The sequence below is a fragment of the Pseudomonas sp. St29 genome, from assembly GCF_001547915.1.
Lineage (GTDB): Bacteria > Pseudomonadota > Gammaproteobacteria > Pseudomonadales > Pseudomonadaceae > Aquipseudomonas.
The window spans coordinates 1,680,262-1,703,961 of sequence record NZ_AP014628.1; the positions used below are offsets into that span (position 1 = coordinate 1,680,262).

The 23,700-nt window shown below is 65.0% G+C and carries 21 protein-coding genes; 14 read left to right on the top strand and 7 right to left on the bottom strand.

Annotation, left to right across the window (positions count from 1 at the left end):
• The first annotated feature begins 277 nt into the window (after window positions 1-277).
• The 8 genes from PST29_RS07600 (at window position 278) to PST29_RS07635 (ending at window position 12,516) form a co-directional block, all read left to right on the top strand.
• A complete protein-coding gene (locus PST29_RS07600) occupies window positions 278-2,761 on the top strand; it encodes a fimbria/pilus outer membrane usher protein (protein WP_148659684.1) in 2,484 nt (827 codons plus the stop codon).
• A complete protein-coding gene (locus tag PST29_RS07605; RefSeq protein WP_232513211.1) occupies window positions 2,758-3,510 on the top strand; it encodes a fimbrial biogenesis chaperone in 753 nt (250 codons plus the stop codon). Before PST29_RS07600 ends, PST29_RS07605 begins: the two co-directional genes overlap by 4 nt.
• Before the next feature lie 85 nt (window positions 3,511-3,595).
• Entirely contained in the window at window positions 3,596-5,248 is a 1,653-nt protein-coding gene (locus tag PST29_RS07610; protein ID WP_060845084.1) for a ShlB/FhaC/HecB family hemolysin secretion/activation protein, read from the top strand.
• 76 nt (window positions 5,249-5,324) lie between these two features.
• A complete protein-coding gene (locus PST29_RS07615) occupies window positions 5,325-8,318 on the top strand; it encodes a two-partner secretion domain-containing protein (protein WP_060842744.1) in 2,994 nt (997 codons plus the stop codon).
• Between the two features lie 144 nt (window positions 8,319-8,462).
• Window positions 8,463-9,623: a fimbrial protein gene (locus PST29_RS07620; protein ID WP_148659600.1), complete on the top strand. Its 1,161-nt coding sequence runs from the start codon at window positions 8,463-8,465 to the stop codon at window positions 9,621-9,623.
• A gap of 90 nt (window positions 9,624-9,713) precedes the next feature.
• Window positions 9,714-10,634: a LysR substrate-binding domain-containing protein gene (locus PST29_RS07625; RefSeq protein WP_060838013.1), complete on the top strand. Its 921-nt coding sequence runs from the start codon at window positions 9,714-9,716 to the stop codon at window positions 10,632-10,634.
• 245 nt (window positions 10,635-10,879) lie between these two features.
• Entirely contained in the window at window positions 10,880-12,070 is a 1,191-nt protein-coding gene (locus PST29_RS07630) for a low temperature requirement protein A (RefSeq protein ID WP_060842746.1), read from the top strand.
• A gap of 80 nt (window positions 12,071-12,150) precedes the next feature.
• The gene (locus PST29_RS07635) at window positions 12,151-12,516 is read left to right on the top strand and encodes a 5-carboxymethyl-2-hydroxymuconate Delta-isomerase (RefSeq protein ID WP_060838015.1); all 366 of its coding nucleotides are present in this window, start codon (window positions 12,151-12,153) and stop codon (window positions 12,514-12,516) included.
• 3 nt (window positions 12,517-12,519) lie between these two features.
• Here PST29_RS07635 and PST29_RS07640 read toward each other — a convergent pair whose 3' ends face one another.
• The 5 genes from PST29_RS07640 to PST29_RS07660 form a co-directional block, all read right to left on the bottom strand.
• Window positions 12,520-13,458 carry a LysR family transcriptional regulator gene (locus PST29_RS07640; RefSeq protein ID WP_060838016.1) on the bottom strand — a complete coding sequence of 313 codons (939 nt, stop codon included), beginning with the start codon at window positions 13,456-13,458 and terminating at the stop codon, window positions 12,520-12,522.
• A 180-nt stretch (window positions 13,459-13,638) separates the two neighbouring features.
• Window positions 13,639-14,547 carry a DMT family transporter gene (locus PST29_RS07645; protein WP_060842747.1) on the bottom strand — a complete coding sequence of 303 codons (909 nt, stop codon included), beginning with the start codon at window positions 14,545-14,547 and terminating at the stop codon, window positions 13,639-13,641.
• A gap of 16 nt (window positions 14,548-14,563) precedes the next feature.
• A complete protein-coding gene (locus PST29_RS07650; protein WP_060842748.1) occupies window positions 14,564-15,748 on the bottom strand; it encodes a cyanate transporter in 1,185 nt (394 codons plus the stop codon).
• A 150-nt stretch (window positions 15,749-15,898) separates the two neighbouring features.
• Window positions 15,899-16,369 carry a cyanase gene (cynS, locus tag PST29_RS07655; protein WP_060838019.1) on the bottom strand — a complete coding sequence of 157 codons (471 nt, stop codon included), beginning with the start codon at window positions 16,367-16,369 and terminating at the stop codon, window positions 15,899-15,901.
• A 36-nt stretch (window positions 16,370-16,405) separates the two neighbouring features.
• Complete coding sequence (locus PST29_RS07660; protein WP_060842749.1) at window positions 16,406-17,065, bottom strand: carbonic anhydrase; 660 nt, start codon at window positions 17,063-17,065, stop codon at window positions 16,406-16,408.
• Window positions 17,066-17,173: 108 nt separating this feature from the next.
• Here PST29_RS07660 and cynR point away from each other — a divergent pair, with 108 nt between their 5' ends.
• A complete protein-coding gene (gene cynR, locus PST29_RS07665) occupies window positions 17,174-18,064 on the top strand; it encodes a transcriptional regulator CynR (RefSeq protein ID WP_060842750.1) in 891 nt (296 codons plus the stop codon).
• Here the strand turns inward: cynR and PST29_RS07670 are convergent.
• Window positions 18,037-18,825: a transporter substrate-binding domain-containing protein gene (locus tag PST29_RS07670; RefSeq protein ID WP_060838022.1), complete on the bottom strand. Its 789-nt coding sequence runs from the start codon at window positions 18,823-18,825 to the stop codon at window positions 18,037-18,039. The genes cynR and PST29_RS07670 overlap by 28 nt on opposite strands.
• A gap of 181 nt (window positions 18,826-19,006) precedes the next feature.
• Between PST29_RS07670 and PST29_RS07675 the strand changes: the two genes are divergently transcribed.
• From PST29_RS07675 to PST29_RS07690, 4 genes are all read left to right on the top strand, one after another.
• Window positions 19,007-19,669 carry a class I SAM-dependent methyltransferase gene (locus PST29_RS07675; RefSeq protein WP_060838023.1) on the top strand — a complete coding sequence of 221 codons (663 nt, stop codon included), beginning with the start codon at window positions 19,007-19,009 and terminating at the stop codon, window positions 19,667-19,669.
• Window positions 19,670-19,791: 122 nt separating this feature from the next.
• Window positions 19,792-20,925: a ribonuclease D gene (gene rnd / locus PST29_RS07680; protein ID WP_060838024.1), complete on the top strand. Its 1,134-nt coding sequence runs from the start codon at window positions 19,792-19,794 to the stop codon at window positions 20,923-20,925.
• A complete protein-coding gene (locus tag PST29_RS07685; protein ID WP_016964446.1) occupies window positions 20,922-21,215 on the top strand; it encodes a YcgL domain-containing protein in 294 nt (97 codons plus the stop codon). The genes rnd and PST29_RS07685 overlap by 4 nt, the downstream gene beginning before the upstream one ends.
• 120 nt (window positions 21,216-21,335) lie before the next feature.
• Window positions 21,336-22,268 (top strand): D-2-hydroxyacid dehydrogenase, encoded by a 933-nt coding sequence (locus PST29_RS07690; protein ID WP_060842751.1) that lies wholly within the window; start codon window positions 21,336-21,338, stop codon window positions 22,266-22,268.
• Between the two features lie 61 nt (window positions 22,269-22,329).
• Here PST29_RS07690 and PST29_RS07695 read toward each other — a convergent pair whose 3' ends face one another.
• Window positions 22,330-22,923 (bottom strand): nitroreductase family protein, encoded by a 594-nt coding sequence (locus tag PST29_RS07695; RefSeq protein ID WP_060838026.1) that lies wholly within the window; start codon window positions 22,921-22,923, stop codon window positions 22,330-22,332.
• 275 nt (window positions 22,924-23,198) lie between these two features.
• Between PST29_RS07695 and PST29_RS07700 the strand changes: the two genes are divergently transcribed.
• Entirely contained in the window at window positions 23,199-23,648 is a 450-nt protein-coding gene (locus tag PST29_RS07700) for a YcgN family cysteine cluster protein (RefSeq protein WP_016964444.1), read from the top strand.
• Window positions 23,649-23,700 lie beyond the last annotated feature (52 nt).

Below are 23,700 nucleotides of genomic sequence, written 5' to 3' on the forward strand. Positions count from 1 at the left end.
ATTCAATTTCGCTCTTGGCCCAGGTTGTTTTTGGACGCTGAGTGCATTGGTGTCGATTATGTTCGGTGTGCAGCCCTGCTGGCTGGGTTTTCCTGTGCGTGCTCGAGTCTGTCCTGGCGAGGGTACGGCCCTGCTCTTGCGAGTACTGTCGGTGCTGGCCGGGCTGCTGGGGCTGGCGGCTCCTGTGGCGGCCCAGCCGACGAGCGCTGATCAGGCCACGCCGTCGGAGGTGGCCGGCGACGCGTCTCAGAACAGCCCGGTGTTCTTCGATACCCAGATGCTGTTCAAGGGGGCGGGAACCCTCATCGACACCCAGCGCTTCGAGCGCCCGGGTTACGTGGCACCGGGCAAGTACCTGCTGGATGTGCGGGTCAGCGGTGCCTGGCGCGGGCTGATCGAGATCGAACTGCGCGAAAGCGATGATCCCCAGGGCAGCCAGCCCTGCTACGACCGCGCTTTGCTCAAGCAACTGGGCATCGACCTGAACAAAGTCGACGCCGCGCTGGCGCCTGCCCGTCATCCGTTGCAGGGCGACGGGGTGTTCTGCGGCGACCTGGCCAGTTACATCCCCCACGTGACGACAAAGGTCAACATGGCCGAGCAGCAGCTGGAGCTCTCGGTGCCCCAGCTGTTCGTGCTGCCTGAACTCGCTTCCAGCTACGTCGATCCGGCCAGTTGGGACGGGGGCATCAACGCGGCCCGGCTCAACTACAGCACCAACCTGTTCAGCTCCCAGAGCCGTGGTCGGCGCAGTACCAACGGCTATGCCGGATTGAACATGGGCCTGAACCTGGGAAACCTGCGCCTGCGTCACAGCGGCACCTTGTCCTGGTCGCCCGACAGCGGCAGCGATTATCAACGGGGCTATATCTACGGCCAGACCGACCTGACCGACTGGCGTTCGCAATTGCTGGTGGGGGAGAGCGTGACCGATGCCGAACTGTTCGATTCGGTGTCGTTTCGCGGCATCAAGCTGTTCAGCGATGAACGCATGCTGCCCACCACCCAGCGCTATTTCGCCCCGGTGGTGCGCGGCACGGCCAATACCAACGCCAAGGTCACGGTGTATCAGCGCGGTTACCTGGTGTATGAAACCACCGTCGCCCCGGGCCCCTTCGAGATTGCCGACCTGCAGGCCGCCAGCTTTGGCGGCGACCTGGAGGTGACCCTTACCGAGGCCGACGGTCGCACCCAGCGTTTTACCGTGCCCTTTGCCACCATGGCCCGCCACCTGCGTCCGGGGAATACCCGCTACAGCCTGAGCGGCGGCCAGGTGATCAGGGCCGGGGGGCGTGGCCAGCATCAGTACGTGGCCCAGGGCACCCTGCAACGGGGGCTGGACAACCAGGTCACCGGTTATGCCGGCGCCTCGCTCACCGGCAGCTACATGGCCGGCCTGATCGGCGCGGCGCTGAACACCGAGTTCGGCGGTTTCGGCCTCGACCTGACCCAGTCCCGCACCCAGGTGCCGCGCAACGGCAGCCTGCAGGGCTCCAGCCTGCGTCTTTCCTACAGCAAGAACCTGCATGACAGCGGCACCCAGTTCTCGTTGCTGGCTTATCGCTATTCCACCCGGGGCTATCTGAGCCTGAGGGACGCCATCGACCTGGAGGACTTCGTCAACCGAGGGGCGCGGTTCGACGACTTCGCCCGGGTCCGCGATCGGCTGGATGTGACGATCAACCAGCGGGTGGACGGCATCGGCGGTGACTTCTACCTCAACGGCTCCTCCCTCAACTACTGGAACAGCCGCGGTCGGGCGCGCAACTACTCCATGGGCTACAACCACCAATGGCGCGGCCTCAGCTATGCCTTCAGCGTCCAGCGGACCCAGGGTTCGAGCCAGTTTTCGGGGCGGCGCACCAGCAGCGAGAACACCCTGTGGAGCCTGAGCCTGTCGCTGCCCCTGGGGGGCGTCGCCGGGCGTTCCACCCTGGCCAACGCCTTCATCAGCCACGACCGGAATTCCGGTGCCCACTATTCCAGCGGCATTTCCGGCTCGCTGGGCGAGCGTGAAACCGCCTCCTATGGCGTGTCGGTGTCCCATGATGCCCAGCCGCGGGAAACCTCGACCAACGCCAATCTGAGCTACTACCTGCCGCAGGTGGCTTTAAGTTCGAGCCTGTCCCAGGGCCGTGACTACCGGGCCCAGTCGCTGGGCGCCTCCGGCGGCATGCTCCTGCATTCCGGGGGGCTGACCCTGTCCCAGACCTTGAGTGAAACCGCGGCCCTGGTGCATGCCCCCCATGCCAGTGGCGCCAGTGTCGGCTATGCCGGTGCGCAGGTGGACGGGCAGGGGTATGCGGTGTTGCCGAGTCTTGCGCCCTATCAGCTCAATACCGTGGACCTGGACCCCAGCGGCATGGCCGAGGATGTCGAGCTGCAGGTCAGTTCACGCAACGTCGCGCCCAGGGCGGGGGCGGTGGTCAGGCTGTCCTACCCGACCCGCAAGGCCCGGGCGTTTCTGGTCGACAGCCGGCAGGCCGATGGTGCACCGCTGCCTTTTGCCGCCAGTGCCCTGGACGCCGACAGTGGCGAGGAGCTGGGGGCGGTGGGGCAGGGCAGTCGCCTGGTGCTGCGCAGCGAGAAGGACCGCGGCCGCATCCGTGTGCAGTGGGGCGAAGGCCCCGCCGAGCAGTGCCTGATCGACTACGTATTGCCGGCGCCCGCGACCCGGTCGGGCAACGATTCGCTTCTACTCGACCTGCCGTGCCGCGGCCTGTCGCAGTCGGGCGCCAGCGCCATGGAGCCTGCATCTTGAGGGGCTGGCTTGTTCGTGTGGGGCGTGACCTGTGCCTGCTGGGGACGGCGCTGCTGCTGTGCAGTCAGGGCGCCCGGGCCGACCTGTCGATTGTCGGCACGCGTTTCATCTACCCCCAGGGGCTGGCGGCCTTGAGCATCCGGGCCGGCAATCTCGGTTCGGCGCCGCTGCTGCTGCAGACCTGGCTGGACCAGGGGGATCCCTCGGTGGATCCGAGCCGGCTGGCAGTGCCGTTCGTGCTTTCGCCCCCGTTGTCGCGGCTTGATTCGCAGCAGAGTGCCGTCCTGTCGCTGCGTCACAGCGGTGAGCCGCTGCCCGCTGATCGCGAGTCGCTGTTCTGGCTCAACTTTCTGGAAGTGCCGTCCCTGCAACCCCTGAGCGGCAACCAGCTGCGCGTCAGCTATCGCTTGCGCATGAAGCTGCTGTATCGCCCCAAGGGCCTGCCTGGGCGAGCCGACCAAGCGGTACGCCAACTGCGCTGGAACCTGCAGACGGCGGCGCAGGCGGCAGGGGCTGCGGTGCTCAACGTGAGCAATCCGACGCCGTACTACGTGTCCCTGGCGCAGCTGGCCGTGGGCGACCTGCAGCCACCCATCACCTGGCAGGGCATCACCGTCGAGCCGTTCGGCTCGGTGCGCCTGCCTTTACCCGTGGCGCCGGCGTTGCGCGACGCCATGACAGACGTTCGATACCAAGTGGTTTTAGACAGCGGGGAGACGCTGAGTGGAAGTGTGCAAATACACCCCTAGTGGTACGGCGGCCGGGCGGCCGGCCGGTGGAGGCAAGGGACGAGGTGCGGGGCCGGCGCGAGTGCCGTCGGCGCTGCGTCCGGGGATGTTGCTGGCGCTGCTGTTGCCCACGCTGGCGCAGGCGCAGATGCGGGTTCAGGTGCCCAGCGCCGGACAGGCCATACGGGACATCGAAGCCACCCAGCCGGCGCTGCCACCGCCCACCGATGAGGTGCGGCTGGAGGTGCCCCAGGCCGAGCGTTCGACCCCAGCCCCGGACACTTCGGGGGTGCGCTTGCGGGTCAAGGCCTTCGTCATCGAGGGCAATCAGGTGTTCAGCGATCAGGACCTGCAGCCGCTGCTGGACGATCTGCGCGGACAGGAACTGGACCTGGGCGGTTTGCGTGACGCAGCGCAGCGCATCACCGCCCATTACCAGCAACAGGGCTATCTGCTGGCCCGGGCCTTCTTGCCGGCCCAGGAAGTCGATGGCGGTGTGGTGCGCATCGAGGTCATGGAAGGCCGCTACGGATGTGTCGAGCTGAGCAACCAGTCCCGTGCCCGGGACGCCGTACTGCGTGGGCCGCTGGCCGCACTGGACGCTGGTGCGGCGGTCAACAGCGCGGACCTCGAGCGCAGCCTGCTGCTGCTCAACGACCTGCCCGGGGTCCGGGTCAACGGCACCTTGCGGGCGGGGCAGGTCCCCGGTACCAGCGACCTGCTGGTGCAGGCGCAGCCCGGTCCCTGGGCCAGTGGCAGCCTGGAGGCCGACAACTTCGGTGGCTACCACACTGGCGAGTTTCGCCTGGGGGGCAGCTTCAACCTGAACAATCCCCTGGGCCTGGGGGACCAGATCAACCTGCGCCTGCTGGGCAGCGATCGGGACCAGCGCTACTGGCGCGGCGCTTATCAACTGCCGGTGGGGCCCTGGTCGACGCGGGTCGGCGCGGCCTATTCGCACATGAGCTACGAGCTCAACAGAAAGCGTGTGAAGAAGCTGCAGATGAACGGCCAGGCCCGTGTCCACAGTGTCTTCCTCGCCCAGCCGATCCTGCGGGGCCGGACCTTCGACCTGAGCGCGCAGCTGCAATACGAGAACAAGCAGCTGCGCGACGACATCGACCTGTTCGAGCTGAGCAAGCGCAAGCACATCGAGTTGTGGACCCTGAGCCTGGGCGGCAACCGCCAGGACCACTTCTTCGGCGGTGGCTACAACCAGTTCAGCCTGTCCTACGGCTCGGGTCGCCTGACCTTCGATGATGCTCTTGAGCAGCGCCTGGATCGCTATACCGCCGCCACCGGCGGCGGCTTCGCCAAGACCAACCTGCAGCTCGCGCGCCTGCAGCGCCTGGGCGACCGCTTCCAGCTCCAAGCCCAGGTCAATGCCCAGTGGACCTCGGCCAACCTCGACAGCTCGGAAAAGATGGGACTGGGCGGCCCCTATGGGGTGCGCGCCTATCCCCTGAGCGCCGGCATCGGCGACCAGGGCTGGCAGGCCGGCCTGGAGCTGGGCTACGCCCTGGCACCCGGCTGGCAACTGAGCCTGTTTGCCGACAAGGGCTACGTGCAGGTCAACCGCCTGCCCTGGACGAACGAGATCAACACCCAGCGCCTGCAATCGGCGGGCCTGGGGGCGCGCTGGAGCGGCGAGCGGCGGCAACTCAACCTGAGCAGTGCCTGGCCCCTGGATAACCGGAAGGCCGGGGACGGTCCCGAGCGCACCCCACGGATCTGGGTGAACGCGACACAGTTTTTCTGAAGGCCTGCGTGTGCTTTGGAAGTGGTGCCGCCCTGCGAAAAACAGCAGGGCGTTTAAACGTCAATAAGGAGTCATCGTGAACAAGATTTATGCGTTGGTATGGAACCAGGCCCAAGGTCGCTGGAGCGTAACCTGCGAGGGCGCGCGGCGCCGGCGTCGCAGTGGTGGGCGCAAGGGGTTGCTGGTGATGGCGGCGGGGTTGCTTGCCCTGGGTGGGCTGAGCCCGGCGATGGCGCTGCCCGAAGGCGGCACGCTGGTTTCCGGCAGTGCCAATTACGACGTCAATGGCAACAACCTGGTGATCAATCAAAAGACCGACAAGCTGATCACCAACTGGAACGAGTTCAATATCGCCGCCAATCAATCGGTGACCTTCAACCAGCCGGGACGCGAGTCCATCGCCCTGAACCGGGTGACCGGCTTAAGGGGCAGTAATATCCAGGGCGTGCTGAATGCCAACGGCCAGGTGTTTCTGATCAACCCCAACGGGGTGCTGATCGGTCAGGGCGCCCAGGTCAACGTGGGTGGCCTGGTGGCCTCGACCCGTGGCATCAGTGACGATGATTTCAATAACGGTCGCTATCAGTTCACCGGTAAATCGGCGGTGGAAGTCATCAACGACGGCAAGATCACCGCGGCCGATGGCGGCTACGTGGCGCTGCTGGGCGCGCGGGTGCGCAACAACGGCGAAATCGTCGCCAATCAGGGCTCCGTGGCCCTGGGGGCCGGCAACGACTTCACCCTGAGCCTGGGTAACGACAATCTGATCAACTTGCAGATCAACGGTGCCGCCGCAAATGCGTTGGCGCAGAACACCGCAGTGCTCAAGGCCGATGGCGGTCAGGTGCTGATGCTGGCCAAGAGCACCAATGCGCTGACTCAGGCAGTGGTCAACAACCAGGGGGTGATCGAGGCCAATACCCTGTCCAACAAGGAAGGACGTATTGTCCTGGACGGTGGCGAGCGTGGCGTGGTCAATGTGGGGGGCAAATTGACGGCCAACGCCTTAGCCACCGACGGCAACGGCGGTACGGTGCAAACCTCGGGCGCGGTCACCCGGGTCGAACTCAACGCCGAGGTCGATACCCGCTCCCGGAACGGTCGTACCGGCACCTGGATCGTCGAGTCCAATGAGGTCAAGGTGGGTTCCACGGGTGAGCCCGGCAACCCGACCCTGGTCGAAAGCACGCTCTCCCAGAACCTGAACAACACCAACGTTGATCTGCGTAGCCGCGATGGCGATGTAGCGGTGGCCGCTGCGGTCGAGTGGAAAAGCGGCAACCAACTGACCCTGACCTCTGCCAAGGACGTCAAGGTCAATCAACGGATCAGCGCCACGGGGACCAACTCGCGTCTGCAATTGAATGCCGCCAAGTCGGTCCGGCTCGACAGTCACGTGAGCCTCACCGGCGCCAACAACAGCCTGGGGGTCAATCATGGCGAGCAACTGGTGGTGGGCGACAAGGGACTGGTGACCTTGTCTGGAAAGAGCGCCGGGTTTGACGTCAATGGCAAGCAGCACAAAGTGATCCAGAACAGCCAGCAGTTGCAGGCCATCGGCAACAAGCTCGATGACCACTATGTGCTGGGCAATCAGATCAAGGGCTCGGGGAGCATCAACTCGATTGGCGGCGACCAGGTGTTCACCGGTTCCTTGAACGGTCTGGGCAATACTATCAGTGGCTTCACCATCAACAGCTCGGGCCTGTATGCCGGATTGTTCGGCCAGTCCTCCGGCAGCATCAGCGATCTGAAGCTGGCCTCGATCACCGTCAACGGACAAAACAGCCGCAACGGCTTCAGTGAAATTGGCGGTCTGGTGGGGCGCAACAGCGGCAGCATCGAACGGGTCAGTGCCCGCGATATGCAGGTTTCTGCCAATAGCGACCAGCGCAACAAGGTCGGCGGCTTGGTGGGGGTCAACTACGGTGGCTCGATCAGCGACTCTTCGGTAGCCGGTTCGTTGTACGGCGGCAGCCTGACCACGGCCATCGGCGGCGTGGCCGGGGAAAACCGCTTCGGCAATGGCAGAACCGGTCTCATCAGCGGCAGTGCCAGTGATGTCGATATCACCACCAAGATGTATAAACAGGCCATGGGCGGCGCCGGAGGACTGGTTGGGATCAACAATGGCGCAGTGATTTCCAACTCGTCGAGCAAGGGCACCATCGGTACTTACAATCCACTCTATAAGGGACTGAACCTGGGCGGGCTGGTGGGCAACAACCAGAACGGCACCATTACCGGCTCCAGTTCCTCGATGACCGTGTACGGCTCGCTGGGTAGTCATATTGGCGGCCTGGTCGGGTTCAACCGCTCTGGCACCATCAGCGGTTCCAGTGCCAGCGGTAACGTTTACGGGGTGGGCAGCGAGTCCGCTGGGGGGCTGATCGGCTCGCAGCAGAACCAGAGCGTGGTGAGCAACGTCAAGGCGACTGGCGATGTGATTGACCGCTTCGGCACGAACCTGGGTGGCCTGATCGGAAAAAGTGACGACAGCACCATCCGCGATTACGTCGAGGCCAAGGGCGATGTCAAAGGAGGTGTGAAGGCCAACGTCGGCGGTCTGGTCGGTAGCAATATCGGCGGCCTGATCTACGATGCCAAGGCGCTGGGCGCGGTGGAGGGCTACGCCAAGAGCAATATCGGCGGTCTGGTCGGCTACAACGATGGTGACCTGGTCTCGGTTGCGGCTCACGGCAAGGTCTTTGGCGATACCTATAGCTCCGTGGGTGGGTTGGTGGGCTTCAACGCCGATTACTACGACCACGTGATCGAGCGTGCCGTGGCGACGGGCAATGTCCATGGAACCTGGCACAGCAAGGTCGGGGGCCTGGTCGGCGACAACCAGTCGCGGATCGTCAACTCCGAATCCCGTGGCCGCGTCAGTGGCGGCTGGCGTGCCACCCTGGGTGGGCTGGTGGGGGTTAACGAGGGGCGGATCCAAGGCTCGAAATCCACCGGCAAGGTCGATACCGTCTGGGCCTACTTCCAGACTTACGGTAACCAGATCGGCGTCAACCACGGCACCTACTCCTCGGCTCGGGTTTCCAACGGCCTGATGGACTAAGGAGCGTTGGCAAGACCTCGGCCCGGCGGCCAAGGGTTACCCCTGGCGAGCCGGGCACTTGCCACCTATTCACTTTCGATTGACCGGCTCCCGGGGCACCGCAGCGTGCACCTGGGGCCGGCTTGGAAAAAGAGGCAATGACCGATGAGTGATCCATGGTCCAGGCTCCTCACCGATGGGCGACGGCGCGGTCTGTTGATGCGCGCGATCATCCTGATGCTGTTGGGCGTGCAGGCGAGCGCACCGGTGTACGCCGTTACCCAGGGCAAGGCCGAGGGGTGCTCATTCAGTAGCTATGACAGCCCTGCCCAGGACTGGGTAGAGGTCACGCCACTGACCCGGAGCACGCCGGTGGGGTCCGTGTTGAAACAGCGTCAGGTGAACCCGATCATTGAATACACCACTGGGAAGTCTGTAACCAAGGAGCCGCATGAATTGGTTTTAGGTGCGCATTTTCCGGGGATCAGGTTTCTCGATGGCATCGTTCCGACCAATATCGATGGCATCAGTTTTAAAGTGACGGCCTATCCTTCAGGCTCGGACGCCCAGAGACTGACGGGTAATTTCTATCCCTTGGTACTGAAAAAATACAGGGTGGAGAGCTCAAACGGCGAGCTGAAAAAAGACTTCATGAACTACGTGTATTCGCTGATTCTGACCCGACCCGCCAATGAGTTACCCAAGGGATCGCTGCAGGTCAACAGCCTCTCCGGTGTTCAGGTGGCGATGTATGCGCTGGACCTGGACGCGGGCGTGGCCCAGGTCGGACAACACTTGCTGGAGCTACCGCCGCATAACAACCGAGAACGCTGTGCGAAAGAACTGCTGCTCAACGAGCACGACCTGCTTGGTTCCGAAGGCGTCAAGTTCACCGCCCAGTGCCAGGTGGTCACCCGCAACGTCACGCTGCGCCTGGGCAGTCCCTCGGCCCATGACTTTCCCACGCTGGGCTCGACCTCGCCGCCCTCGGCCATGGCCAGGCTTGAGGTCAACGACTGCTCGTTCAACAGCCTGCCGAAGGTTTCGTTCAGCACCGAACCGGCCTCGCGCTGCGACCCGACAGGGATACTGGGGCTGACTCAATCGGCTCAGGATCAGGGGCGGTCCGTCGCCAAGGGCGTTGGCATCGTCATGTTCAATGAACAGATCCCGCGGATTCATTGCAATGGCACTCCATACGCCATGGAGCGCCTGTTGGGCAGCGACAGCGCCAGCTTCAGCTTTCGCGCCCAGTACATTCGCACCGGTCCCGTCACCGAGGGGGCAGCCAACAGCAGCGCCCAGTTCAACTTCACCTTCGACTGAAGCACCGGCCGCCGGCCTCGGGTGTTTACCTGGACGCCGGCCCACAGGCCTTTCTACACTGACCTCCGTCTGGGGACCGGGGGAGCACCGATGAATCGCAATGAACTGCGCAAGGCCGACATCAACCTGATGGTGGTGTTCGAGGCGTTGATGCTTGAACGCAACGTCACCCGGGTGGCGGAGAAGCTGTTTCTCGGCCAGCCCACCATCAGCTCCGCCCTCAACCGTTTGCGAGCGATGTTCAACGATCCGCTGTTCATCCGGGTCGGCCATCGCATGGAGCCCACAGCGCGCGCCGAGCAGATCATCCAGCACCTGTCGCCGGCCCTGGACGCGCTGTCCTCGGCCCTGAGCCTGACCCACGATTTCGATCCCGCCAGCAGTAGCATGACCTTTCGCATCGGCCTGTCCGACGACGTCGAGTTCGGCCTGTTGCCGCCCCTGCTGCGGGCCCTGCGCCAGGAAGCGCCGCAGGTGGTGGTCGTGGTGCAGCACGTGGACTACTGGCGGATTCCCGATCTGCTGGCCTCGGGCGACATCACCGTCGGCATCAGCCAGACCCGCGGCCTGCCGGCCAATGCCAAGCGCAAGTTGCTGCGGCACATCCAGCCCAGCGTGTTGCGGGCCGATGCCAGCGATACGCCGCTGACCCTCGACGAATACTGCGCGCGGCCCCATGTGCTGGTGTCCCACACCGCCAATGTCGCCGGTTTCGCCGATGAGTGGCTGGCGGAAATCGGCCGCACCCGCCAGGTGGTGCTGTCGGTGCCGCAGTACAGCTCGTTGCCGGCGCTGCTGGCGGGCACCGACATGCTCGCCAGCCTGCCGGACTATGCGGCGGCCGCCATGGCCGCCTCGGGCCAGCTGTTTGTCGAGCCCTATCCGTTCAAGACCCCGACCCTGGACTTGTCCATGGTCTGGCTCAGCCACGTCGACAGCGATCCCGCGGAACGCTGGCTGCGCTCGCGCCTGGAAGCCTTCATGAGTGAAAGGGCGCCCCTGGCGAGCTGACCCTCAACATGCCCTGTAGCCGCTGCCGCAGGCTGCGATGGACCGCGCAGCGGGCCCGAAACCTGCCCCATGCGGCATGCCCGGCGGATCGGGTGGGCGGCCTTGCCAGTCCTGCGCACTGGGTCGCAGCCTGCGGCAGCGGCTACAGCGGCGCGGTGAACGGAGGCCGCCCGCTTGGCATTGGCGCGGGCGGCTGCTTTGCTGTGTAGGTCTTCGGGTGAAACATTGATCGGTGGAGTGTGCCCATGAGTCGTTCCCGTTCCCTGTTGCGTGGGCGTGGCCGCCACGACAGCGGCAAGGTTGGCATGGTCGAGCTGTTTTTCGACCTGGTGTTCGTGTTCGCCGTGACCCAGCTGTCCCATTCCCTGCTGGCCCATCTGTCCTTGGGCGGTGCCGTGCAGGTGGCGTTGCTGATGGTGGCGGTGTGGTGGGTGTGGATCTTCACGTCGTGGATCACCAACTGGCTGGATCCGGAAACCCTGCCGATCCGCCTCGGGCTGTTCGTGCTGATGGTGGCGGGGCTGCTGCTGTCATCCTCGATTCCCCAGGCCTTCGGTGAGCGCGGCCTGCTGTTCGCCGGCGCCTATGTGTTCATGCAGGTGGGGCGCACCGCCTATTCCCTGTGGGCGGTGCGCGGCGAGCCGTTGAACATGACCCGCAATTTTCAGCGGATTCTGTTGTGGCTGCTGTTCTCCGGGGTCTTCTGGATCACCGGCGGCCTGCTGGAGGGCCCGCAGCGGCTGGCCTTGTGGGGGCTGGCCCTGGCCATCGAGGTGCTGTCGCCGTCGCTGTATTTCTGGGTGCCGGGGCTGGGCCGCTCGACCCTGGCCGACTGGAACGTGGAAGGCAATCACATGGCCGAGCGCTGCGGCCTGTTCGTGATCATCGCCCTGGGGGAGTCGCTGCTGGTGACCGGCGCCACCTTCGCCGAGCTGACCACCAGCGCCCAGGGCCTGCTGGGCTTCGTGGCGGCGGTGCTGGGCAGCATCGCCATGTGGTGGGTGTACTTCGACAGCGGTGCCGAACGGGCGCATCACCGTATCGCCCATTCCGCCGATCCGGGGCGCCAGGCGCGGATTGCCTACACCTACCTGCACCTGCTGATCGTGGCCGGGATCATCGTCAGCGCCGTGGCCGATGAACTGGTGCTGATGCACCCCGATCACGCCAGTCCGGCCGGGGTGCTGGTGATCGTCGGCGGCCCCTGGCTGTTTCTCCTGGGCTGCGCCCTGTTCAAGTGGGTGATGAACGACCGGCCATTGCCGCCGCTGTCGCACCTGGCCGGGTTGCTGGTGCTCCTGCTGTTGTTGCCGGCGGCCGGCAGCCAGCTGTTGTCCGCCCTGGCCCTGGGCAGCCTGAGCACGCTGGTGATGGTGGGCGTGGCGGCCTGGGAAACCCTGGCCCTGCGTGAGCGGAGGTCGACGGCGGGGCAATGAGGCCAACAACCTGTTCGGTCGGCGGCTGCGGCTTGTGTAGTATGGAGCGCCTTTTTCCCTGACAGACCAGGAGTCCTGCCATGCCGCACCTGCATATGGAATACACCGCCAACCTGCCGCAACTGGACGTCGACAAGGCGCTGCTGCGACTCAACCACGGGCTGGTGGCGTCCGGGCAGTTCTCCGACGAGTTCGATATCAAGAGCCGTGCGGTCAAGGTCGAGGCGTTCCGGGTCGGCACGGGCCTGGGCGAGCGGGCCTTTGTCCACGTCAAGCTGGCCTTGCTCAGCGGCCGTTCGCCGGAGGTCAAGAAGCACTTGTCCGAGAGCCTGCTGGCGGTGTTGCAGGACCTGGCGCCCTGGCCGGCGGACATTCAGGTGCAACTGTGCGTGGAGATCATCGATATCGACCGCGCTTCCTACAGCAAGGCCGCCATCGGTCGTTGACGGCTAGACCAGCCCCGGTTCGGCGCAGACCTTGACCACCTGTTCACGGAACCAGGTCTGCGCACTGTCCTGATCGGTGTGCTCGCTCCATTGCATATCCAGGGTGAACCCCGGCAGCCCGCTGGGGGCCTCGCAGTGGCTGAACACCGCCTCGTTGGCCAGCAGGCCCTGGATGCGTCGCGGCAGGGTGAGGATGAAGTCGGTGCCGGTGATCATCTTCAACGCCGCGCTGTAGCTGTTGGAGCGGGCGACGATCTGCCGCTTGTGGGCCTGGCGGGCCAGCCAGCCATCCACCATGTTGCTGTCCGAGGTCCAGGGCGTGGGAAACACGTGGCGCCGCTCGATGAACGACTGCAGGCTGAAGCGCGGCTCCTTGGGCGGCGTCGCGCGCTTGTCGAAGACGCACACCAGATCGTCCTCCAGCAGCATCTGCGACTTCAGGTCGGCGTGGCTGCGATGGAAGTGGGGGCCGAAACAGATCACCAGGTCGAGGCTGCCGTCGCGCAGTTCCTCGGCGGGAACATCGCTCTCCAGTTTTTGCACATTGACCGTCACCGGCAGGTCGGCGTAGTCGAAGCCCTTGAGCAGCCGGGGCAGGATCAACAGCTCGAAGTACTCCGGAGCGCACAGGTTGAAGGTCACGGCCTGGCGGGTCGGATCGAAGGCCGGCACGCCGCTGTGACACAGGTTGATGCTCTCCAGGATCTTCAGCACGTGGCTGTACATGCTGGTGGCCTTGTAGGTCGGGCGCATGCCGTTGCGGGTGTGGACGAACAGCTCGTCCTCGAAGCCGTTGCGCAGTTTCTTCAGGCAGTAGCTGACCGTCGACTGACTGACGCACAGGGTTTCCGACACCCCGGTGACACTGCTTTGCTCGTACACCGCGACAAAGACCATCAGGTCCTGCATGTCGAGTTTTCTGAGCACATTGTTGATGAGCATCCGTTCCATCCCGCTGGGCACCTGGCGCCGGTGGCGCGCAAACCGGGTCGATGCTAGCGGAACGATCGTCCTAATTAAATGCCCGGAGCGGGGATTCGCGGACAGCATCGGGACATTAAATTCCGATAACACGACCTGCGCATTTTCGCTCAGCCGGCGGCTGCCTGTCCCGGGGCAATTTCAGGCCGCGGCAGCCTTCGCACGGCTGCCGCGTACCAGGCCGAGCATGCCCAGGGCCACCAGCACGGCGCCGAGCACTTCCCCGGTTCGCGGTGTCTGGCCCAGCCACAGCCAATGGAACAGCGTCAGCAACAGGGTGCTGAGGTAGATGTAGGAAATCACCGTGGACGGGGCGATGACGCCAATCGCCCGGTGCAGCAGCCAGAAGGTCGCCAGGGTGGCGAACAGTGCCAGGTACAGCAGCCACAGCAGATCCTGGCTGCCCAGCAGGGTTGCACTGCGCCAGCCGCCGCCGACCAGGCTGGCGGCAAACAGAAACAGGGCGCCGAACAGCATGTTCCAGAAGGTCATGGCCGCCGGGCTGCGCCCTTGCAGGCTATTGGTCTTGAGGCGCTGGCTCAGCGGCGAGTAGGCGGCCATGGCCAGGCATCCCAGGCCATAGACGCCCATGGCGTACAACGACGGCCACTGCCCCGGGGTGCCACCCTTGAGGATCAGCAGCAGGGCCCCGGCGCCGGCCACCAGCATCGCCGGCCAGCGCCGGGACTGGCGATCGCCGGGCAGCAGCCAGCCTTCGAGCACCAGGGTCAGCAGCGGCACCAGGGTGAACAGGGTTCCGGTGTTGACCGCCGAGGTGTAGCGCAAGGCCTCGAACAGCGAGCCGAAGTACAGCGCCAGCAGCAGCCCCAGCACGGCATGGGCCCGCAGCCCCGCCAGGGTCATCGCCGAGGAGCCCTTGAGCCACAGCAGGGGGGCGAACATCAGGGCCGAGAACAGCAGGCGCAGCGCGGTCAGCAGCACCGGGTCGATGGCCTGGTTGACCTGGGCGGCGGCGAAGAACGATGCGGCGATCAACGCCGCCCACAGCAGCATGCCGAGATGCGCCTGGGTGAAATTCACGGGATGCATGGCAGGCTCCGGTGGCTCAGCGGATGTGCTGGCGGTAATGCCGCGGATCGAAACGCAGCACCATGAGCAGCATCAGCAGCATCACCGCGGTCAGTGACCACCAGGCCCATTCGAAGCTGCCCAGCTGGTCACGGATGATGCCCGCCAGCAGCGGCGAGAGGCCGGCGATCAGGTAGCCGATGCCCTGCACGAAGGCGGTCAGGCCGCCGGCCCGGCGCGGGTCGGGCAGGTGGTCCAGGGACACGATCAGGCTCATGGGAAACAGCCCGCCAATCCCCAGGCCAAGCAGGCATGGCCAGAGCAGGCTCAGGTGCTGCGGGCTGAGGATCAGGCCGCAGAAGCCGGCGATGATCAGCACCAGCAGGCCCACCAGTACCCGGCGCCGGTCCGGGTTGCGGTTGGCGATGGCCGGGGTGACCAGCCCGGAAATCACTTCCATGGCGGTGAGAAAGCCCAGCAGCAGGCCGGCGTTCTGCTCACTCCAGCCGTTCTCCACGTAGTAGGGCGCCAGCCACGCCAGTACGCAGGTGTAGGAGGCGGTGCCGAGGCCGAAGAACACCGCCAGCAGCCAGGCCCGGCGGTTGCCGGCAAAGGATTCCCGTGCGCCGCGAGAGGCGGGCAGGCTCGGCAGCGAGCGGCGCTGGGCGTACCAGAACCCCAGCCCCAGCAGGGCCAGGGCGGCCCAGATCGCCAGGGCCAGGCGCCAGCTGCCGCTGTGATTCATCACCAGCGGAGCGAAGGACGCCGCAATGGCCGCACCGCCCATGATCGAAGTGACATACAGGCCCATGAACAGCGAGACATTGTCGGTAAAACGCGACTTGATCAGCGCCGGCATCAGCGCCTGGATCAGGGCGATGCCGATGCCGGCCAGCACCGCGCTGAGAATCAGCTCGGCGGCCGAATCCATGAACAACCGCGAAACGGTCGCCAGGCCGATGATCAGCAGTGACAGGAGCACGGTACGGTGTTCGCCCAGGCGTTGGCTGACGGCCATGCCGAAGAACATCGCCAGGCCCATGGCCATCACCGGCAGCATGGTCAGCAACGAGGCGAGGCTGAAACTCAGCGGGATGTCACCGCGAATACCCGACAAGAGCGGGCCGACAGCGGCCATCGACGGCCGCAGATTGAGCGCCACCAGGACCACGCTGACCATCAGCCAGAGCGCGGGGCGGGAAGTTGCACGAACGTTTTCCATAACCAGACCTTCAAGAAATCAGGGCCTGATTAGGCGGTGCGGCTCAGAAACGGCGCAAATCAGAAAGTCTGCGGTGTTATTTAAAAATTAAATAAGCTGCAAGCGGGGTGCTTGAACTTGCAGCTTGCAGCTTGCAGCTTGCCGCTGCCTTTAGAACGGCTTGGTCGGCAGGTACTTGCCGTCCAGGGTGATCACGGCGCGGGAGCCGCCTTCGGGGTCCTCGACCTTCTTGATGTCCAGCTTGAAGTTGATGGCGCTGATGATGCCGTCGCCGAATTGTTCGTGGACCAGGGCCTTGAGGGTCGAACCGTAGACCTGGAGCATTTCATAGAAGCGGTACAGGGTCGGGTCGGTGGGGATGCCACCGGCGATGCTGCCGCGCAGGGGGATGCTTTGCAGCAGGCGGCTGGCGTCCTGGTCCAGGCCGAGCTTGTCGCACACCAGGTCGGCGGCTGCGGCCGGCAGGGCATGCTGGCCCAGCAGGGCGGCGGTGACGAAGGCCAGGCTCAGCCCGGTGCCGTCGGTGAGGTCCTGCCACGACAGGTTCTTGCGCGCCTTGGCGTCGATGATGGTGTCGGCCAGGGCCAGGCGTGGGGCTTGGGCAAATTGCGATTGCAGCATGGGGTGATTCCTCTTGGGTGACGAAAGGGCAGCGGCTCAGGCAGCGCTGGAAGGTTGGCTGGCCAGGGCACAGGTGTGCGGATGCTCGGCCAGGGACACGAAGCGTCGGTGGTTGCCGTCGAGGGCGGCGATGGCGCCGCTTTCGATGTCATAGACCCAGCCATGCAGGTTCAGCCGCCCCTGTTCCAGGGCCAGGGCCACCGCGGGGTGGGTCTTGAGGTTGGCCAACTGGGCAATCACGTTGTCGCGCACCAGGGCGTCCAGGTGGGCGGCCGGCGAGGCGTGCTGGCGGGCGGCGTTGATCACCTTGGCCGACTCGGCGTGGCGCAGCCAGTTGGCGACGGCGGGCAGGTGGTCGAGGCATGTGCAGTTGGCGATGGCGGTCATCGCGCCGCAGTCGGAGTGGCCGCAGATGACGATGTCGCTGACCCCCAGCACCGCGACGGCATATTCCACGGTGGCCGACACGCCGCCCGGCTCGGGGCCGTAGCTGGGCACGATGTTGCCGGCGTTGCGGATCACGAACAGGTCGCCGGGCTCCTGCTGGGTCAGCAGCTCGGGCACTACCCGGCTGTCGGAACAGGTGATGAACAGGGTGCCGGGGCTCTGGGTGCTGGCCAGTTGCTTGAACAGGGCACTGCGTTGTGGAAAGGCCTCGCGCTGGAACTTGAGGAAGCCGTCGATGATGGTCTGCATGGGGTTCTCCTTGCGTCGCTGATGGGGCAAGGATGGAAGTTTTCAGCTATAGCGTCCAAGACCGGCTTATTATGCTCCCCATAAGTACAGCCTATAGTTGGAGCCTGCATGCTGCTGCGTCATATCCGTTACCTGCTGGCCGTGGCCGAGCACTGCAACTTCACCCGCGCCGCCGAGGCGCTGCATGTGTCGCAGCCGACCCTGTCGCAGCAGATCAAGCAATTGGAGGAAGCGCTGGGCGCGGCGCTGTTCGATCGCTCCGGGCGCAGCGTGCGCCTCACCGACGCGGGCCAGGCCTATGTCGCCTATGCCCGGCGCGCACTGCAGGACCTGCAAGCGGCCAAGCGGGCGATCCACGATGTGCAGGATCTGAGCCGCGGCTCGTTGCGCCTGGCGCTGACCCCGACGTTCACCGCCTACCTGGCCGGGCCCTTGCTCAGCCGCTTTCAGCAGCGCTACCCGGGCATCGACCTGAGCATCGAGGAAATGCCTCAGGACCGCCTGGAAGCGGCCCTGGCCGAGGACCGCCTGGACCTGGCGATCGCCTTTGCCGGCGAGCACCTGGCGGAGATCGACAGCCAGGCGCTGTTCACCGAGACCCTGAGCCTGATGGTCGGCCCGCAGTACCCGCAGCCGGACCGCCTGCCCCTGACGGCCGAGGCCCTGGGCCGTCAGTCCCTGGTGCTGCTCAGTGGCGATTTCGCCACCCGCCAGCATATCGACCTGTATTGCCGGCAGCAGGGCATTGCACCGCGGATTGCCGCCGAAGCCAATTCGGTCAGCGCGATAGTCGAGATGGTCCGGCACGGGCAGTTGGCGACCATCCTGCCCAGCTCGATTGCCCGGGAGCAGCCGGGGCTGCGCACCCTGGCGCTGCAGTCAGCGCTGGCGCCGCGCCGCGTGGTGCTGCTGGGACGCCGTGGCGCCTACCGCAGCGCCGCCAGCCAGGCCTTCCGGCAGATGCTGCTGGATCAGGGCGCAGGCGCCGCCAGCCACTGATTCACCACCTGGTCATAGGCGCCGGTGGCCTTGCTCAGGTGCAGCCACTGGTCGACATAGCTTTTCCAGGCCATGTCGTCCCGGGGCAGGAGGAAGGCCTTCTCGCTGTATTGCAGGTAGCGCTCGGGATGGACCGCGCACAGCCCCGGCTTGTGTTTCTGCTGGAAGCGCGCCTCCGAGGCGTCGGTGATCATCACGTCGGCCTGCCGGCTCAGCAATTGATCGAAGATCTTCACGTTGTCGGCGAACAGGATCAGGTTGGCCTTGGGTGCGTGCGCCCGGGCGAAGATTTCGTTGGTGCCGCCCGGCGGTTCGATCAGGCGCACCGAGGGCTGGTTGATCTGCTCCAGGGTTTCATAGCGCTTGAGGTCCTGGCAGCGCACCAGGGGAATCTTGCCGTCGATGCCCAGGGGCTGACTGAAGAAGGCCGTTTTCTGCCGCTCCAGGGACACCGAAATACCGCCCACGGCGATGTCGCACTGCTGGCTGTGGAAGTCGGCCATCAGGCTCTTCCAGGTGGTGCTGATCCACTTCACCCGGACCCCCAGGCTCTTGGCCAGGGATTGGGCCATGTCAATGTCGATGCCTTCGTACTGGCCATCGTCGCGCAGGTAGCTGTAGGGCTTGTAGTCGCCGGTGGTGCAGACCTTCAACTGGCCGCGCTCGAGCACCTGGTCCAGGCGCGAGCTGGCGTCCTGGGCGAAGCTGAGGGCGGGGGCACTGAGGCCCAACAGGGTGCAGAGCAGGAAGCGGCGGAGCATGGGGTCGATCCTTGAGTGGCGGGCGGGGCAGGGTGCCGGGGCATTATTGGTGCCCGGCCGAGGGCGGGCAAGCAGGGTGTTGTTCAGCACCGGGACAGAAAGGTCTGCGGGCTTTCGACCTTTTTTTCACGAACGACTGGTTAATCTGTGACCTCTGGATACCCACAAGAGCTCGCCAGTCATGTCGTCCCACCCCCCACCGTCCATCGAACTGGAGTTCGCTCGGCGTTACGACCAGGAGCATGCGCGCGTTTGCGGCGAGCCTCGGCCTGCCGGGCTTGGCGCACGTCTGGCGCACTGGCGTATGGCGTGCCTGGTCCGTCATGCGCTGAACCTGGCCGGGGAACCGGGGCTGATTCTGGACGTGGCCTGCGGCGCCGGGCGCTACTGGCCGGTGCTGGCCGAGCATGGCAATCGGGTGATCCTGGCGGCGGACCCTTCCCAGGACATGCTCAATCATGCCCAGACCCACCATCCGGCCAGCCTGATGCGACGGGTCAAGACCTTCCACAGTTCGGCGTTCGACATCGGCCTGCCGGCCAATGCGGTGGACAGCATCATCTGCATGCAGCTCTTCGCCCATGTGAGTCACAGCGAGGACCGCCTGGCCCTGCTGCAGGAGTTCCATCGGGTCAGCCGTGACTCGGTGATCATCGCCACCCGGGTCGAGCCGCTGGTGAACGTGCGCGGGGCCGCGTCGGCCGGGCCTGCGGCCTTGCGCCCGGTGAGCAAGGGGCTGCTGGAAGGCGAGTTCAAGCAGGCCGACTTTGAGGTCCTGGGCCATCAGGATCTGCTGCCCGGCTTTGGAGCCTTGCGGGTCTACGTCCTCAGAAAACACAGTTAGTTGCAACTCTCGGACTATTCTTGCCCTCCGGTAGAAGGTTTCGCACTTGCTCTTGTCGGGCGAATGCTCAGAAATCTCCGGCGGCGATATATACTGCGCGCCATTCTTCAAGGGAGAGCCGTGTGGCCATCGATATACATTGGATTCGCGACAACGATAGCCTCGGTCAGCTTTGTGCCCAGTGGCAGCAATTGCCCTTCGTCGCCCTCGACACCGAATTCATGCGGGTCGACACTTTTTACCCCATCGCCGCCCTGTTGCAGATCGGCGATGGACAGCGCGCCTACCTGATTGATCCTTTGACCATCGACAACTGGCAGCCCCTGGCGGCCCTGCTGGAGAACCCGGCCGTGGTCAAGGTGGTGCACGCCTGCAGCGAGGACCTCGAAGTCCTGCTGCGTCTGACCGGCAGCCTGCCGGCGCCATTGTTCGACACCCAACTGGCGGCCGCCTACCTGAACCTGGGTTTCTCCATGGGCTATTCGCGCCTGGTGCAGGAAGTCCTGGGCATTGAGTTGCCCAAGGGCGAAACCCGGTCCGACTGGCTGCAGCGCCCGCTGTCGCAGACTCAGGTCAGCTACGCCGCCGAAGACGCGGTGCACCTGGCTCAGGTGTTTACCGAGCTGCGCCCCAAACTGTCGGCTGACAAGTACCGCTGGGTGCTGGAAGACGGTGCCGAGCTGGTGGCCAACCTGCGCCGTGAAGTGGACCCCTACGAGGTCTATCGCGAGGCCAAGCTGGCCTGGAAACTGTCCCGCGCCCAGTTGGCGGTGCTGCGCGAACTCTGTGCCTGGCGCGAGCGTGAAGCCCGTGCCCGGGACTTGCCGCGCAACCGCATCGTGCGTGAACACGCCCTCTGGCCCCTGGCCAAGACCCAGCCCGACACCCTGTCGGCGCTGGCCAAGATCGAAGACATGCACCCGCGTACCGTGCGCCAGGACGGCGAGTTTCTCCTTGACCTGATCAAGCGCACCGCCGCCCTGGGCCCGGATCAGTGGCCGCCGGCCGTCCCCGAGCCGTTGCCGATCGAAGCCGCGGCCCTGCTCAAGCGCCTCAAGGCCGTGGGCCAGGTCGAGGCCGAGCGCCTGGGCATCGCCCCGGAAGTCATGCTGCGCAAGAAAACCCTGGAAAGCCTGCTCAAGAGCGGTTTCCCCAACGGGCCTTACCAATTGCCTGATTCGCTGCGTGGCTGGCGTCGCGAATTGATGGGCCAGGCGCTGCTGGACAGCCTGGCCACCGCCGGAGAACAGCCTTGAAACGTATCTGCTCCATCTATAAAAGCCCGCGCAAGAACGAGATGTACCTCTACGTCCTCAAGAGCGAGGCCCTGGAACGCGTGCCGGAAAACCTGCTGCTGGCTTTCGGCAAGCCGCAACATGCCTTCGACCTGGTCCTGACCCCGGAGCGCAAGCTGTCCCGGGAAGATATCCACCAGGTGCTGGAGAACCTCGAGAAGCAGGGTTATCACCTGCAGATGCCGCCGGCCGAAGACGAGTACATCGAGCATTTGCCCGAAGAGCTGCTGCGTCGCAATGATCCGGTCTGACCCGTAGCGGCTCGGTCCTGAGCCGCTGTTAGATGCAAACTGACTGACCTGGCCGCCGCCTTGATCGATGGAGCGAAACTCCGTCGGCGGCGACCTGCACCGTTTTTTAAGGTTTGAGCCATGCGCGTTCTGATTGCCGAACACGATCACGCTGTTTATGCCCGCCTGTTGCGTCAGGCGGCCCCGGAGCTGGAAGTGCTGACCAGCGGCGACTCCGCCGAACTGTCGCGGCTGGCGGCCGATTGCCCGGTCTGGCTGGGACAGCCGGACCTGCTGGCAACCCTGTTGCGCCAGGGGCACCAGCCCCAGTGGTTGCAATCCACCTGGGCCGGCATCACTCCGCTGCTGGCCGACGGTTTGCCCCGGCATTACCGCCTGACCCGGGCGGTGGGGATCTTTGGTCAGGTGATGGCCGAGTACGTGCTGACCTACATCCTCGGCCATGAGCGTGAAGTGCTGGCGCGACTGGTCAGCCAGGTGGAGCGCAAGTGGGACAACCGCCTGGGCCAGAGCCTGGTGGGACGCAAGGTGCTGATCGTCGGCACCGGCGACATCGGCCAGAGCGTGGCGCAGTTCCTGGTGCCGTTCGGGGTCAAGCTGTACGGCATCGCCGGCCAGGCCCGGGAGCAGGCGCCCTTTATCGAAGTGGCCGGCCTGCAAGACCTGGGACGGTTGGTGGGGGAAGTGGATTACGTGGTCAACCTGTTGCCCAACACCCCCAGCACCCACGACCTGTATGACGCCGCGCTGTTCAGGCAGTTCAAGCCCACCGGGCTGTTCATCAATGTCGGGCGCGGCGTTTCCGTAGTCGATGCGGACCTGGTGCAGGCCCTCAAGGATGGCCATCTGGCCGGGGCGGTGATCGATGTCTGCCGCCAGGAACCGCTGCCGCAACGGCACCCGTTCTGGACCGCCTGGGGTTTGCTGCTGACCGGCCACAGTTCGGCGCCGACTTCGCCGGAATTGATGGTGCAGCTGTTTGTCGACAACCTGCGGGCCTACGAGGCCAGGCAGGCCTTGCGCGGCGAAGTGGATTTCGCTCGCGGCTACTAGAACCCAGCGCCAAGCTTCAAGCCGGCAGCTTCAAGCTTGACGCTACCGACTTGGGGCTGCTTTAAAGGCTGAAGTCGCCTTCGGCCACGGTTTCGCTCAGGGGGCGACGCGGGCTTGGCTCTTCCCGGGCCTGCAGGTATTCGGCCAGGGTCGACTTGTCTCCCAGCTTGCCCACCGCCACGGCGGCATGCAGGGCATAGCCTTCGGGAATCTTCAGCTCCTTGCGAGTCAGTTCCTGGTCGAAGCCGGCCATGCCGTGGGTGTGCCAGCCACTCAGGCTCGCCTGCAGCGCCAGGTGGCCCCAGGCCGAGCCGGTGTCGAAGGTGTGCCACAGCGCCGGGGACTCTTCCGTGGCGCCCGGGGCGGTGAAGGTGGTCTTGGACATCACGATCACCAGGGCCGAGGCGTGCTGCGCCCAGCCACGGTTGAATTCGTTGAGCAGGCCGAGGAAGCGTTCCCAGTTCGGCGTGTCGCGCCGGGCATAGAGAAAGCGCCAGGGCTGCGAGTTGTAGGCCGAAGGTGCCCAGCGCGCGGCCTCGAAGAAGCTCAGCAGGGTTTCTTCCGGGATGCTTTCGCCGGTGAAGGCCCGTGGTGACCAGCGCTGGGTGAACTGCGGGTGGATGGCGTAATCGGCAACGCGAGGATTGGCGCTCATGGAAAAACTCCTGGCAGCAAGTGAGAAGAGTGGAATAAACCGGCAAGCGCAGATCAGCTGAGCGAAGGGGTATTCCTGACCCCCGTGCGGTCGGCCCGGTGCAACGCGGTCGAGCGTTCATGGCACACGGACGCGGGGCGGTCCGGGGGGCAAAGCTACTGTGCCCATGGCCTGCTGACAAGTCTCGGGCTACCGGCAGTCGCTAGCGCTTGGCCGGCGGGGGCTTCGGCACTAGACTGGCGGCCTTTTCACCCTCGGATACTGATGCTTGAGCCATGGCCGCCAAAGTCGAACCTTTCTGGATACGCAAAACCCTCGAACAACTCGACCAGGACGAATGGGAGTCGTTGTGCGATGGCTGTGGCCTTTGCTGCCTGCAAAAGCTTGAGGACGAGGACGACAACAGCGTCTATTACACGCGCATCGCCTGCAAACTGCTGGACCTGAAAACCTGCCAGTGCAGCGACTACGCCAACCGTCGCGCGTCGGTGCCTGACTGCATTCAGCTGACGCCGGGCAAGGCCGACGAGTTCAAGTGGCTGCCGCCCACCTGTGGCTACCGCCTGGTCAGCGAAGGCAAGGACCTGCCGCTCTGGCACCACCTGGTGTGTGGCGATCGCGATGCCGTGCACCACGAACGTATTTCCCAGTCCGGGCGCATGCTGGCCGAAGGCAGCGTGGCGGAGGAGGACTGGGAGGATCATCTGATTTTTCGCGCAGGTTGAGGATTCGCTGCGCAGGCCTCGGATGCTGCCGACGCTCGCTTGAGCGCCAGCA